Here is a 12,910-nt window from a genome sequence, read left to right on the forward strand (position 1 = left end):
CGCCGGACGGGCTGAATTGTGCGGACCGTAGCCAGCACATTCAGCCCGTCCGGCGTTTGAGGACACCGCGCGGAGCGTGGTTGGGGGTCCGGGGGTCTCCCCCGGTTTCGGGAAGGGGCGGGGCTGGGGAACAAGCCCGCCGCAGGCGCAGCCGCGTGGTCACGACTGGAGCCACGCAGTGATAAACGCATAGCCTCCGTTGGTGAACCCGCGCGCCCCGTCGCGCGCCGCGCACCGAACGAGGGCCCGATGAAGATCGAATTCCTGCTTCACAACGCGTACGGCATCGGCGGCACCATCCGCTCCACCGTCAACCTCGCCGCCGCCCTCGCCGACAAACACGACGTGCGGATCGTCAGCGTCAACCGGCCCGTGGACACCCCCGAGCTGACCATCGACCCCCGGGTGCGCCTCACCCCCCTCGTCGACCTCCGCGAGGGCACCGAGACCGACGAGTTCGAGGCCCCGCTCAACCGGCAGCCGAGCGCGGTCTTCCGTGACGAGCGCATCGACAACGGCCGGATGGCCGCGACCGCCCTCACCGACCAGCGCGTCGCCGACCACCTCGCCGCCACCGACGCGGACGTCGTCATCGCCACCCGCCCCAAGCTCATCGGCTACCTCGCGAAGTACGGCAGCGACCGCTACCTGCGCCTCGGGCAGGAGCACCTCACCCACGAGGCGCACGTCCCCGAGCTGCACGCTGTGATGGACCCGGCGATCGCCGCGCTCGACGCCTTCGCCACCGTCTCCGAGGCGGACGCGGGGCACTACCGGGAGGCCCTTCCCGACGCCCGCGCGCGCATCCTGTCCATCCCCAACGCCGTCCCGGCGCCCGTCGCCGAGCCCTCCGACGGCACGTCGCGGACCATCGTCTCCGCGGGCCGCCTCGTCGCCGTCAAGCGCTACGACCGCCTCGTCGCCGCCTTCGCCAAGGTGGCCGCGGAGCGCCCCGACTGGAACCTGCGGATCTACGGCCGCGGTCCCGCCAAGGCCAAGTTGCGCAAGCAGATCGAGGAGCTCGGGCTGTACGAGCGCGTCACGCTCATGGGCGCCCGCTCGCCCATCGAGACCGAGTGGTCCAAGGGCGCCGTCGCCGCCGTGGCCTCCGACGCCGAGTCCTTCGGCATGACCATCGTCGAGGCCATGCACGCGGGCCTGCCGGTCATCGCGACCGACTGCCCGTACGGCCCGCGCGAGATCCTCACCGACGGCACGGACGGCGTCCTCGTCCCCCTCGACGACTCCGACGCCGTCGACGCCTACGCCGACGCCCTCCTGAAGCTCACCGGCGACGCCGCCCTCCGCGGCCGCCTGGGCGCAGCGGCCCGCGAGACCGCCCGCCGCTACGAGCCGTCCCGCATCGCCCAGCGCTACGAGGAGCTCTTCGAGGAGCTGCGCCCCGGCTCCACGGCCGCCGCGCCCGCCCCCGGGAAGAAGGGCGGCTTCCTGCGCGGCCTGTTCGGCGGCGGCCGTACCAAGCCGGCGGCCGCGGCCCCCGCGCCGCGGGCCGACGTGCCGCACCCCGACGCCCACTGCGCCGTCGCCGCGGACGGCTCCCTGACCGTACGGCTGCGCCCGGAGCAGCTCACCCCCGCCGACACCCACGTCCTGCTCCGCCACCGCGGCAGCAAGGGCAAGGAGGCCGTCCGCGTCCCGCTGGCCGCCGACGGCACGGCCCGGATCGAGCGCGCCGCGCACACCCTGTCCGAGGGGCGCTGGGACACCTATGTAGAGCGGTCCGGCGACACGTCGCGGCGCCGCCTGGCCGCCGCGCTCGTCGAGCAGAAGGCCCTGCTCGGCCTGCCGTTGACCGTCGGCGCCGCCGGGGTCGCGGCCTGGGTGCCGTACGGGACGAGCGACGGCTTCCTCGCCGTCCGCACCTGGCTGCGCGACCGGCACGCCGAGGCCACCGAGGTGCACGTCGGCGAGGACGGACTCACCGTCACCCTCGCCCCGTACGGCGTGGCACTCGGCGACGGCGCCGAGCTCGTCGCCCGCCTCCGGCACGGCGACGGCGCGGCGGGCGACGTCCGGGCGCCCCTCGACAAGGGCACCGGCTGCCTGCCCTACGCGCCGATGGCGAAGCGGATCGGCGAGGAGCAGGACCTCTGGGACCTGTGGCTGCGCCCGGCCGCGGGCGAGGGCCTCGTCCGGGTCGGCCGCATCGCCGGTGACCTCGCCGACCGCAAGGGCGTCGACACGTTCCCGGCGGCGGCGGTCGACGCGGTGCGGATGCGTCCGTACTTCACGGTCACGAACGACCTGACGATCGCGGTCAAGGACGCGACGGCCCCCGACGCCGCGTAGGCCGGAAGGGATTCGGGGGGCCCGGGGGACTCAAGAGGACGGAGGACGGCCGGGGCCGCCACCCCCCACAGGAGAGGCCCCGACCGTCGTCCGCTGCGAACCCTGGTGGGGCCCGCACCCAGTACAGCGCCGCGCCTCGCGAATCCGTCACACTGTCATACCGCGACGGCGGTCACCGTTTCTGGACGGGGCCGCCTCCCGGCCCGTAACGTGCGGGTCCGCGCCCGAGGTGCGCACCTCTTCACCACATTCCAGGGGGACTGAACAAGATGTATCCGTGCGGTCGATGCCGCGCCACCGCCGTGGGCCCGGACGGCCGCTGTGCCGCCTGCGGCGTGTACCAGCAGCAGCTCGCCCCGCCGGCCGCCGCGCCCCCGGCCTACCCGTACGCCGTGCCGCCCGTCGGCGCGGTGGACCTGCGGCGCGGGCTGCGGATCGCGCTGACCGTGATGCTGTCGGTGACCACGGCGAGCCTGCTGTTCCTCCTCGTGGCGCGCACCGAACAGCGCTCGGCGCTCCAGTCCGTCCTCGACGGCGGCGTCACCTCCGCCACGGTGGACGACGCCGACAGCGCGGACGCGTTCGTCGCCGTGGCACAGGTGCTGTACTTCCTGCTGCTCGCCGTGACGTCCGCGCTGTGGGCCGTCTGGTTCCGGCGCGCGCGGCTCAACGCGGAGCTCTTCGCGCCGGGCACGCACCGCTTCGGCACCGGCTGGGCGGCGGGCGCCTGGTACACCCCCGTCGTCAACTTCTGGTTCCCCAAGCAGATCGCCAACGACATCTACCGGGCCAGCGCCCCGGCGGGCCCGCAGAGCGCGCCCAAGGGGCTGCTCAACGCCTGGTGGACGCTGTGGATCGGCTCCGCGGCCGTCAACACCGTCGCGTCCGCGATGACCGCCGCCGCCAGCGGCCGCATCCGGGCGAAGGGCTACGACGGCTCCACCTGGGAGGACGACGTCAACGCCCTGAAGACCGCCGTCAACCTGGCGGCCTTCTCCGCGCTGCTGACCATCGCCGCGGGCATCCTCGCGATCCTCGTCGTACGGCAGCTCTCCCGGCTCCAGGAGCAGCGTGCCCTCGCGGGCCCCGCACCGATGAACCCGATGGGACCCATGAACCCGATGGGACCCATGAACCCGATGGGACCCATGGGCCAGATGGGTCCGATGGGTCCCGCCGGTCCGACGGGCGGGGCACCGTACGGGGCGCCGGGCTGGGGCGGCCCGCCGCAGAATCCTTACGGCAACGGCCCGGCCGGCTACTGAACCGCGGAAACTCCCAGTGGGGCAGGATGAGGGTGTGCAGGGGGACGACACTGAGCTGACCGCGGCGGTGCGCGCGGCGCAGGGCGGGGACGAGGCGGCCTTCCGTACCGTCTACCGCGCCGTGCACCCCCGCCTGCTCGGCTATCTGCGCACGCTCGTCGGCGACACGGAGGCGGAGGACGTGGCCTCCGAGACGTGGCTCCAGATAGCCCGCGACCTGGCGCGGTTCACCGGCGACGCGGACCGGTTCCGCGGCTGGGCGGCGCGGATCGCCCGCAACCGCGCCCTCGACCACATACGGATGCGCGGCAGGCGCCCGGCCATCGGCGGCGACGAGAGCGAGCTCGCGGGCCGCGCCGCCGACGCGGACACCGCGGGGGAGGCCCTGGAGTCCCTCGGCACCGACCACGCCTTCGCGCTCATAGCCCAGCTCCCGCAGGACCAGGCGGAGGCCGTCGTCCTGCGGGTGGTCGTCGGCCTCGACGCGAAGAGCGCCGCCGGGGTGCTCGGCAAGCGGCCCGGCGCGGTCCGCACCGCCGCCCACCGGGGGCTGCGCCGCCTGGCCGAACTGGTGGCGGCCCCCGCGGCCCCTGCTGCCCCCGAGGCCCTCCCCGGGCAGCGACAGGCACACCCGTCACACACCGGAGCGAACGCTTCCGCCGGTGTGACGCAATTGCGTACGCGGACGCAGAAGGACATGTGATGGCGGACGACCACCGGTACGACTGGCTGGATGACGACGCCGTGGAGCGGCTGCTGGGCGGCACCTCGCCCACGCCGCCGCCGGAGGCGGCGGAACTGGCGGCCCTGCTGCGCACCCTGGCCCCGGCCCCCGCGGAACAGCGCGCCCTGCCGGGCGAGGAAGCGGCACTGGCGGCCTTCCGCGCGTTCGCCCCGGCCGGTGCCGAGTCGTACGCGGTGGCCGCGCGAACCGGTGCCGAGCCCGTCGGCGCGGCCCTGGCCTCGGAAGCCGGTCCGGACGCTGTCCGCGCGGGCGGCCGCGCATCCGGCCGTGAGTCCACGGCGGCCGGGGCCGCCGACGCGTACGCCCCTGCGGCGAGATCCGCTACGCGCGTCACATCCGACGGGCCCTCCGTGCGGATCGGGGTCGCCGGGAAGGCCCGTGGATTCTTCGGCCGCTGGCGGCCCGTCAAGGTCGCCGTGGCGATGACGGTCGCCGGGTGCGCGCTGGGCGGGGTCGCCGTCGCCGCCGGAACGGGCGTGCTGTCGGCGCCGTTCGGGCGCACCACCGGCGAACCCGAGACCAGCGCCAGCGTCTCCGCGCTCGACGACACGGGCCTGGAGACGCCCCTGCACACCCCCGGCACTCCGGGAGCCTCGCCCTCGCCCGGCCGGAGCGGCGGCCCCCGCGCGGGCGGCGGCCCGTACGCGTCCGGTACGCCCTCGCCCGGCGGCGGGCCGGCCACCGGACCCGGCGGCAAGGAGGACCGGCCCGCGGGCGGCCCCTCCGCGACCCCCCGCCGCGACACCGGCACCGGCACCCACCGCGACGACGACGAGGACACCGACAAGCAGCGCGGCGGCGCGTGGGCGGCCCGGCTGTGCCGTGACTTCCTCGCCGCACAGCAGCGCCGCGGCGCCGGCGTGGACGAGCGCGAACTCCTCGACCTGGAACGCCTCGTGGGTTCGGCGGGCGCCGCCGACCTCCGCGCGCGCTGCGAGCGCCTCCTGGGGAACGACGACGGCAAGGACGGCAAGGACGGCAAAGACGGGAAAGGCGACAAGGGCGGCGGCAGTCGCTCGTCGGGGCTCCTGCCGCACGCCGCCGCCGGTACGCGGCTGCTCCTCACGGACGGGGTCACACCCCTGGTGTGACGTTTTCCGAGCCGGTGGCGCTGAAAGAAGTGCCGACTGGTCATCGGCCGCGTTCGAGCCGGAGTTCCCCCCATACCGTCGGCTCGGCGCACCGGCGCGGGCGGGGCTCTTCCCCCGGCTCTGCCCGCGCCCCCCATGCCAGCTCATCACCGTCCCATGGCCCCGCCGCCCGCCCGTGCCGTTGCGGCCTGCGCACGCTCCGGCGGAGCATCCTGGTGAACAGGACGCAGCGAGCAGCAGCGGGAGGCGGGACCCATGGCGCGCGAGCCGGACAGCAGCAGCCCACGGACGACCGAGTCCGGACTGGCCGTGGAGCCGGTCTACGGCCCCGGAGCCCTCGCCGACTGGGACCCCGCAGAACGGCTCGGCGCCCCCGGCGCGTACCCGTACACCCGCGGCGTGTACCCGACGATGTACACCGGCCGTCCCTGGACCATGCGGCAGTACGCCGGGTTCGGCACCGCCGCCGAGTCCAACGCCCGCTACCGGCAGCTCATCGCGCACGGCACCATGGGCCTGTCCGTCGCCTTCGACCTGCCGACCCAGATGGGCCACGACTCGGACACGCCCCTCGCGAGCGGCGAGGTCGGCAAGGTCGGCGTCGCGATCGACTCGGTCGAGGACATGCGGGTGCTGTTCGACGGCATCCCGCTCGACAGGGTCTCCACGTCGATGACCATCAACGCCCCCGCCGCGCCGCTCCTGCTGCTGTACGAGCTCGTCGCCGAGGAACAGGGCGTACCGGCGGACCGGCTCACCGGCACGGTGCAGAACGACATCCTCAAGGAGTACATCGCCCGCGGCACGTACATCTTCCCGCCGCAGCCGTCGCTGCGGCTGGTCGCGGACACCTTCCGCTACTGCCGTGCGGCGATGCCCCGGTGGAACACGATCTCGATCTCCGGCTACCACATGGCGGAGGCGGGTGCCACGCCCGTGCAGGAGATCGCCTTCACTCTCGCCAACGGCATCGAGTACGTCCGTACCGCCGTCGCCGCCGGGATGGCCGTGGACGACTTCGCGCCGCGGCTGTCGTTCTTCTTCGTCGCCCGGACCACGCTCCTGGAGGAGGTCGCGAAGTTCCGGGCGGCGCGGCGGATCTGGGCGCGGGTGATGCGGGAGGAGTTCGGCGCCCGCGACCCCCGGTCGCAGATGCTGCGCTTCCACACCCAGACCGCGGGCGTCCAGCTGACCGCCCAGCAGCCGGAACTGAACCTGGTGCGGGTCGCCGTCCAGGGCCTGGCGGCGGTGCTGGGCGGCACCCAGTCGCTGCACACCAACGCCTTCGACGAGGCGATCGCCCTGCCCACCGACAAGTCAGCCCGGCTGGCCCTGCGCACCCAGCAGGTCCTCGCCCACGAGACGGACGTGACGGCCACCGTCGACCCGTTCGCCGGCTCGTACGCCGTCGAGTCGCTCACCGACGACGTCGAGACGGCCGCCCTCGCCCTGATGACCCGGATCGAGGACCTCGGCGGTGCCGTCGCCGCCATCGAACACGGCTTCCAGAAGGGTGAGATCGAGCGCAGCGCGTACCGGATCGCCCAGGAGACCGACAGCGGCGAACGCGTCGTCGTCGGCGTCAACCGCTACCGCCTGGACGAGGAGGAGCCGTACGAGCCGCTGCGCGTCGACCCCGCCATCGAGGAGCAGCAGGTACGGCGCCTGGCCCGGCTCCGCGCCGAGCGTGACGGCCGCGCGGTGGACGCGGCCCTGTCCCGGCTGCGGAAGACCGCCGGGGGCGGCACGGACAACATCCTCCCCCCGATGAAGGACGCCCTCCGGGCGCGGGCGACGGTGGGCGAGGTGTGCGGCGCGCTGCGGGAGGTGTGGGGGACGTACGTCCCGGCGGACGCGTTCTGACCGGACCGGGAACCCGCGCCCGCCGGGTGGGGGAAAATGGCGGGATGTCGTCTCCACGCCGCACCTGCCCCGTCTGCTCCCGAGAGATCGCCGTGGTCGGCGGCCGCTTCGCCCGCCACGACCCCCCGGGCCGCCGTGCGTCGTACGACCTCATCTCCTGCCCCGGCTCCCGCCGCTCGGCCCCTCTCCTGTCCACGGAACCGCGCCTCTTCGACCCGGAGGAACCGGACATGAAGGGGCAGGGGCAGCTTTTCTGAAGCCGCCTTCACGGTCGGCGCGGCTGTCACCCGGCGGCCCGGCGATCCCGCACGGTGGACGCTGTCGAGGCACGCACGGCTCCGGCGCTGGCCGTTACGACCATGACGATGGCCAGTGCTTCGGCCGACGTCAGTTTTTGGTCCAGGACGAGGAATCCCGCCAAGGCGGCGACTGCGGGGGCCAGGCTCATCAGCACCGCGAACGCACCGGGCGCCAAGCGGCGCAGGGACAGCATTTCAGCTGTGTAGGGCAAGACGGACGACAGCAGCGCGACCACCACGCCCAGGCCCAGGGCGGCAGGTTCGAGCAGGCCGCTTCCCGCGCCGACGATGCCCGGCGGGAGGCTGAGCAGGGCGCCGACCGTCATGGCCAGGGCCAGGCCGTCCACCTTGGGGAAGCGCCCGCCGGTACGGGCGGACAACAGGATGTAGGCCGCCCACAGTGCCGCCGCGCCCAAGGCGAAGGCCACCCCGGCCGCGTTGAGAGCGTGGAACCCGCCGCGGCCCAGCAGCGCCACACCGCCCAGGGCGAGCGCGGCCCACAGCCAGCTGCCGGCCCGCCGGACGGTCACCACGGACAGCACCAGGGGGCCCAGCACCTCCAGGGTCACCGCGGCACCCAGTGGAATGCGGGCGATGGCCTGATAGAAGAGCATGTTCATTCCGGCCAGGGCTGCCCCGAACCCGGCGACAACCACCCAGTCCGCCCGCCGGTAGCCGCGTACCCGGGGCCGGCACACCGCCAGCAGCACCACGGCCGACACGGCCAGCCGCAGCGACACCACCCCCGCGGCGCCCAGCCGGGGGAACAGCGAGGTCGCGGCCGCGGCCCCGAACTGCTGGGAGAAGATCCCGACCAGCACCAGGCCGATCCCGGCCGTACTCCCGCCGCGCCCCGGCCTCCGTCCAGCGGGGCCGGCCAAGGACACGGAACCGGCAGGGGAAGCGGAAGCCGAGCGCACACCAGTCATGCCTTCGACGCTACGAACCACGCCTCTCGCCTGTGAAATACCAATTCACCGGCGGTTATGCTCGACAGGTATGAGCATGGAGTTGCGGCACCTGCGGTCCTTCCTCGCCATCGCCGAGGAAGGGAACATCACCCGGGCCGCCGCCCGCCTCCACACCAGCCAGCCCGCCCTCTCCCGCACGCTGCGCCAGCTCGAAACCCACCTCGGGATCCGACTGGTCGACCGCTCCACCCACCACCTGCACCTCACCACCGCCGGCATCGCCTTCCGCGCCCGCGCCGCCGTCGCGCTGGCCGCCGTCGACGCCGCCCTCGACCCCGCCCGCCCGGGCACCTGGCCCCTCCGCCTGGGACACGCCTGGTCCGCTCTGGGCGAGCACACCACCACCCTGCTGCGCCGCTGGCGGCAGGCCCACCCCGACATCCCGCTGGAACTCCTGCGCATCGACGACCGCACCGCCGGCCTGGCCGGGGGAAGAGTCGACGCCGCGCTGATGCGCGGCCCCGCCGCCCTGCCCGGTGTGCGCAACGTGCCTCTGATGGACGAGCCGCGGATCGCGGCCGTACCCACCGGCAGTCCCCTGGCCGGCCGGCAGGAGCTGGCCCTGGCCGACCTCTCCGATCAGTTGCTCGCGCTGAACACCGTCTCCGGCACCACCGGCCCCGACCTGTGGCCCCTCGCCATTCGTCCCACCGCCACACTGGAAGTCGGCAACACCGACGACTGGCTGGCCGCCATCGCCTCCGGCAGGGCCATCGGTGTCACCACGACCGCCACCGCCGGAATCCACCCCCACCCCGGGGTCACCTACCGCACCCTCACCGACGCCCCGCCCGTCCCCCTCTTCCTCGCCTTCACCGACCCTCCCGGCCACCCCGCCCTTCCGGAGCTCGTCACCCTCATCCGCGACATCATCCGCCCCACCGGACCGGCCACGGCAAGCCCGGCCGACCAGGTCGCTTCGCGCGGCGACTCGGCGATGTCGTCGCGGGTCGCGGGTCGCGATGGATGATGCCGCGGATACGTAGGGCGTTGTCCGCGGGACGACTTCGGATGCACCTGCGCGCCGACCCCGACCCCGACCCCGGCTCCAACGGCCCGCACTACGCGGCGGTGTCGCCTTATGCCTTCGGCGAGCGGAAGCGCGGTTCATCACGGAGAAGGCGGTGTCGAAGCACATCGGGAACATCTCCTCGAGGCTGGGCCTGCATCCGGACGAGGGCGACAACCGGCGGGTGCCGGCGGCTCCGGCGTATCTGGAGCGGTAACGGGGCGCCGGGCGCCGGACCTTGTACGGTCGAGGTGCCCGGCGTGGTGGGCATCGAGCGATCAGGAGGCGATGTGACCGAATCCGTAGACCCTCAGACATACGCGCGCATGCGGGAGATCGCCGAGGAGCTCTGGCCGATCGCGGAACGCATGCCAGGCGCATGGGCAGTTGAGATCGGGGCAGCGGGGGTCGTCGTCATGACGAGCCCGGTCAAACGCCATGAGGCCATCGCCACCCGCATCGTGCGTCAACTCGGCACCCAGCTCGAATCCACGCACCCCGGCCAGGAGATCGTCGCCCAGTCCGGTGCCGAAGTGGAGCACCCGGCGGTCGGGCGGATGCGCCGCCCGGATGCGGTGGTCGTCCCGCTCCACGTCCTCGACGAGCCGGGGGCGACGGTCGACCCTGCCGACCTCCTCGCCGTCGTCGAAGTGGTGTCCGAGTCCAACCCGGACAACGACTACGTCGAGAAGGCGGCCGACTACCCGGCCATGGGCATTCCGCTGTACCTGCTCGTCGACCCCCGCAAGGGCCTCGTCTACACCTACGCGGACCCGGCTCCCGGCTCCAACGGCCCGCACTACGCGACGGTGTCGCCTTATGTCTTCGGCGACCAGGTGCCCTTCGGCCCGTGGAATATCGACACGACCGGTTTCAAGCGTTACGGCGATGCCTGAATGGTGGCTGACAATTCGGCCATGGTGACCGTCGGACCACGGGCGTGTCGTTGCGCGTGACGACGGTGGGGGGTGTCCTGTTCGGCGCTTCCGCAGGTGCTCACCTGGTTCGAGAGCGGAGGTCGCCGTCTCTGACGGCCCGGGTGAAGGAACGGTACGCGGTGGGGGTGACGCGCAGTTGGGGGCCGGTGGTGGGGTTCTTGGAGTCGCGTATGGATACCGGGCCGGGGGCCTCGGGGTAGGTGACCTCGACGCAGTTCTCGATGTTGCCGCTGTAGCTGCTCTTCTTGAACGGGTTCATGGTGTCTCCCCGACGAGATAGGTGAGGAAGTCGCGAGAGGTGTCCGGGTCCAGTGCCTGGGTGAGCAGACGGTCGAATGCGACGGTGTACCGGGTGACGCGGACGTGCTCGTCCAAGTAGAGCGAGTCCGTGAGCGGTTCCACCGCGACGACAGGTTCACCCACGGAGAGGTGGAAAATCGTGTAGCTGCCGTCCATGCCAGTGTGCGAGCCTGCCGCGAAAGGGAGAACCCGAAGGTCGATATGAGGCAGCTTTGACATGAGGAGCAGGTGCTCGATCTGCCCGCGGAGAACATCGGTCCCACCGATTTCGCGTCGCAGGCAGGCTTCGTCGAGGACGTACCGGAGTGCGAGCGGCTTCCTGTCCGCCGCCTGATCCAGAACGTCCTGGCGTTTCATGCGCAGATCGATGAAGCCCCGCACTTCGTGAGGGGTGCTCCAGACGTTGCTGCCCTGGATGAGTCCGTGGGCGTACGCCGCTGTCTGCAGCAGACCGGGAACCAAGGTGGCCGCATAGCCGTCCGTGCGGACGGCGATTTCCTCCAGCTCCAGGAAATCGGCGAACCTCGAGCGGATCACATCCTTGAACTGAGCGAAGAGAGCCCTCTGGCGGCTGCTGCTGATCAGTTGCGCGATGCCCCTGAGCTCCGCGATGTGCACCTCGTCCTCGACTCGGTAAGCAGTCAAGAATTTTTCCAGGTCGGGGCGTTGTTTGCCGTTCTCGATCTTGCTCAGGGGTGAGGCTCCGGAGAACCCCAACAGCTTGGCCGCTTCGGCGAGATTGAGTCCGGACCTGACCCTTATCGTCTTCAATCTCGATCCGAGCCTCCGGCGCAGCACGGTTGTCGTGGCCTCGGACATGGCGTCTCCTCCCTTTGTCGGGACTCTACCGGCGTTAACTCATCGCACAGGTATGGGACTTCACTCGATCGTGGCAACTTACCGGGAAAAATTTCCTCGCAACACTCGGTTCCTGTGAGGATGAGCCTCCGCGAGCCGGTGCAGGCTGGGAGGGTGAGGGCAATGACCTACAGGAACGGCGCGTTCGTAGTGGACACGCGCGAGGGGCGGATCGCGCAAGTGATCGACAGTGTGGGCGGGCGCGTACGCGTACGCACCCCCGGCGGTGGGGCCGAATGGGAAGTGCCGTTCTCCGCCCTGCGGTTGGCGACGCGCGAGGAGCGGGACGAGGCCGGGCTGTGGCCGACGGCGATCAGGCCGCTGAACGGTTGCCCGGAATGCCCGGAGTTGAACCGCGCGTGGCGGGAGGCCGAGGCCGGGGACGACAGGCTGAAGGCCGCGCGGGAACTGCTGGCGCTGCGGCGGCACGAGTGTGTGGTGCACATGCTGCCGGGAGGGAGGCGGTGAGCACACGAACGGTGCCGTGCTCGCATCGCGCGAGGTGGACACGGCGCAAAGGTGAGGCACAATGCGGGAGTTGTGGGGTGGTGCGGTTCACGGAGTACGGCGCGCTGCGCCCGCCCGGGCTCGCCGAGGCGGTGACCCCGTCACGTGGCAGAGCGGGGAGCACGGACCGCGCGGCCGCGCTGTGGGTGATGCTGCGGACGCGGCGGCATACGACGGGGTGGGGCGCGGAGCTTGAGCGTGTCCGAGAGATCGGGTGACGTGCCTCGGCCATGGGGCTGGCGGTTCGGCGGCGCGTTCCCGATCTTTCTCCCAGAAGGGCCGTTTGCGTGAAGCGCTCCGCTGTCCCCTGCACGGCACTGGTTGGCAACTCCTCGGCGAATTACTCCTCCGGTGGGTCCATGTCCGCGAGTCGACGATGTACCTGTTCTGCTTCCTCGATACGCCCCAGCAGTTCCAGAATATTCGCCAGTAGCTTCAGTGCAGCGCGGAGCAGGTCAGTGAACTCGGCAGGGTGCTCTGTGGCCAGTCGGTCAAATAGCTCCACTGCCTCCTGAGCCGCGGGCAGCGTCCCGGGCAGGACACGCCCCTCGTCCTCATCCACTCCTGCGCAGGCCAAGAGCAGAAGCGAGCAGGCAAGCTCGGCATCGTGGCCGGAACAACTGTCCGCTGTGAGTTGACGGTAGATGTCTACTGCCTGGCTCACCGCGGTCACTGCCTCCTCGAACCGCCGCACCTCGCGCAGTGCGCTGCCGAGGTTGTTCAGTGCCGTGGCTTCGCTGTGCCGGTCGCCGAG

General features: G+C 72.2%; 14 protein-coding genes. 10 read left to right on the forward strand and 4 right to left on the reverse strand.

Features of this window, described 5'->3' with window-relative positions:
* Positions 1–249 precede the first annotated feature (249 nt).
* The 6 genes from ACWD4A_RS11905 (at position 250) to ACWD4A_RS11930 (ending at position 7,531) form a co-directional block, all read left to right on the forward strand.
* Positions 250–2,310: a glycosyltransferase family 4 protein gene (locus ACWD4A_RS11905; RefSeq protein ID WP_451192621.1), complete on the forward strand. Its 2,061-nt coding sequence runs from the start codon at positions 250–252 to the stop codon at positions 2,308–2,310.
* 335 nt (positions 2,311–2,645) lie between these two features.
* Positions 2,646–3,575 carry a DUF4328 domain-containing protein gene (locus tag ACWD4A_RS11910; RefSeq protein WP_451192623.1) on the forward strand — a complete coding sequence of 310 codons (930 nt, stop codon included), beginning with the start codon at positions 2,646–2,648 and terminating at the stop codon, positions 3,573–3,575.
* Positions 3,576–3,609: 34 nt separating this feature from the next.
* Positions 3,610–4,278 carry an RNA polymerase sigma factor gene (locus tag ACWD4A_RS11915; RefSeq protein WP_451192626.1) on the forward strand — a complete coding sequence of 223 codons (669 nt, stop codon included), beginning with the start codon at positions 3,610–3,612 and terminating at the stop codon, positions 4,276–4,278.
* Positions 4,278–5,411 (forward strand): hypothetical protein, encoded by a 1,134-nt coding sequence (locus ACWD4A_RS11920; protein WP_451192628.1) that lies wholly within the window; start codon positions 4,278–4,280, stop codon positions 5,409–5,411. Before ACWD4A_RS11915 ends, ACWD4A_RS11920 begins: the two co-directional genes overlap by 1 nt.
* A 255-nt stretch (positions 5,412–5,666) precedes the next feature.
* Positions 5,667–7,274, forward strand: coding sequence for an acyl-CoA mutase large subunit family protein (locus ACWD4A_RS11925; RefSeq protein WP_451192631.1), 1,608 nt, complete (start codon positions 5,667–5,669; stop codon positions 7,272–7,274).
* Positions 7,275–7,318: 44 nt separating this feature from the next.
* Positions 7,319–7,531 carry a hypothetical protein gene (locus ACWD4A_RS11930; RefSeq protein WP_116213515.1) on the forward strand — a complete coding sequence of 71 codons (213 nt, stop codon included), beginning with the start codon at positions 7,319–7,321 and terminating at the stop codon, positions 7,529–7,531.
* 26 nt (positions 7,532–7,557) lie between these two features.
* On the opposite strand, the gene ACWD4A_RS11935 is transcribed toward ACWD4A_RS11930, so the two are convergent.
* Entirely contained in the window at positions 7,558–8,502 is a 945-nt protein-coding gene (locus ACWD4A_RS11935; protein ID WP_451192633.1) for an EamA family transporter, read from the reverse strand.
* Positions 8,503–8,572: 70 nt separating this feature from the next.
* Here ACWD4A_RS11935 and ACWD4A_RS11940 point away from each other — a divergent pair, with 70 nt between their 5' ends.
* Positions 8,573–9,514 (forward strand): LysR family transcriptional regulator, encoded by a 942-nt coding sequence (locus ACWD4A_RS11940; protein ID WP_451192636.1) that lies wholly within the window; start codon positions 8,573–8,575, stop codon positions 9,512–9,514.
* Positions 9,515–9,843: 329 nt separating this feature from the next.
* Positions 9,844–10,449, forward strand: a complete 606-nt coding sequence (locus ACWD4A_RS11945) for a Uma2 family endonuclease (RefSeq protein ID WP_451192638.1) — start codon at positions 9,844–9,846, stop codon at positions 10,447–10,449.
* Positions 10,450–10,549: 100 nt separating this feature from the next.
* Here ACWD4A_RS11945 and ACWD4A_RS11950 read toward each other — a convergent pair whose 3' ends face one another.
* Entirely contained in the window at positions 10,550–10,750 is a 201-nt protein-coding gene (locus ACWD4A_RS11950; protein ID WP_451192640.1) for a DUF397 domain-containing protein, read from the reverse strand.
* Positions 10,747–11,610 (reverse strand): helix-turn-helix domain-containing protein, encoded by an 864-nt coding sequence (locus ACWD4A_RS11955; protein ID WP_451192643.1) that lies wholly within the window; start codon positions 11,608–11,610, stop codon positions 10,747–10,749. The genes ACWD4A_RS11950 and ACWD4A_RS11955 overlap by 4 nt, the downstream gene beginning before the upstream one ends.
* Before the next feature lie 162 nt (positions 11,611–11,772).
* Between ACWD4A_RS11955 and ACWD4A_RS11960 the strand changes: the two genes are divergently transcribed.
* Positions 11,773–12,117: a hypothetical protein gene (locus tag ACWD4A_RS11960; RefSeq protein ID WP_451192645.1), complete on the forward strand. Its 345-nt coding sequence runs from the start codon at positions 11,773–11,775 to the stop codon at positions 12,115–12,117.
* Positions 12,118–12,128: 11 nt separating this feature from the next.
* Positions 12,129–12,374 (forward strand): DUF6255 family natural product biosynthesis protein, encoded by a 246-nt coding sequence (locus tag ACWD4A_RS11965; RefSeq protein ID WP_451192823.1) that lies wholly within the window; start codon positions 12,129–12,131, stop codon positions 12,372–12,374.
* A 122-nt stretch (positions 12,375–12,496) separates the two neighbouring features.
* Here ACWD4A_RS11965 and ACWD4A_RS11970 read toward each other — a convergent pair.
* Positions 12,497–12,910, reverse strand: a 414-nt coding sequence (locus ACWD4A_RS11970; protein ID WP_451192646.1) for a tetratricopeptide repeat protein, incomplete at its 5' end; no start/stop codon positions are given.

The sequence above is a fragment of the Streptomyces sp. NPDC002537 genome, assembly GCF_053594975.1.

Excerpts from the sequence above, each read along its gene's own strand:
- ACWD4A_RS11905 (WP_451192621.1), top strand. The coding sequence starts at position 250 with ATGAAGATCGAATTCCTGCTTCACAACGCGTACGGCATCGGCGGCACC.
- ACWD4A_RS11920 (WP_451192628.1), top strand. The coding sequence starts at position 4,278 with ATGGCGGACGACCACCGGTACGACTGGCTGGATGACGACGCCGTGGAG.
- ACWD4A_RS11925 (WP_451192631.1), top strand. The coding sequence starts at position 5,667 with ATGGCGCGCGAGCCGGACAGCAGCAGCCCACGGACGACCGAGTCCGGA.
- ACWD4A_RS11930 (WP_116213515.1), top strand. The coding sequence starts at position 7,319 with ATGTCGTCTCCACGCCGCACCTGCCCCGTCTGCTCCCGAGAGATCGCC.
- ACWD4A_RS11935 (WP_451192633.1), bottom strand. The coding sequence starts at position 8,502 with ATGACTGGTGTGCGCTCGGCTTCCGCTTCCCCTGCCGGTTCCGTGTCC.
- ACWD4A_RS11940 (WP_451192636.1), top strand. The coding sequence starts at position 8,573 with ATGAGCATGGAGTTGCGGCACCTGCGGTCCTTCCTCGCCATCGCCGAG.
- ACWD4A_RS11950 (WP_451192640.1), bottom strand. The coding sequence starts at position 10,750 with ATGAACCCGTTCAAGAAGAGCAGCTACAGCGGCAACATCGAGAACTGC.
- ACWD4A_RS11955 (WP_451192643.1), bottom strand. The coding sequence starts at position 11,610 with ATGTCCGAGGCCACGACAACCGTGCTGCGCCGGAGGCTCGGATCGAGA.
- ACWD4A_RS11960 (WP_451192645.1), top strand. The coding sequence starts at position 11,773 with ATGACCTACAGGAACGGCGCGTTCGTAGTGGACACGCGCGAGGGGCGG.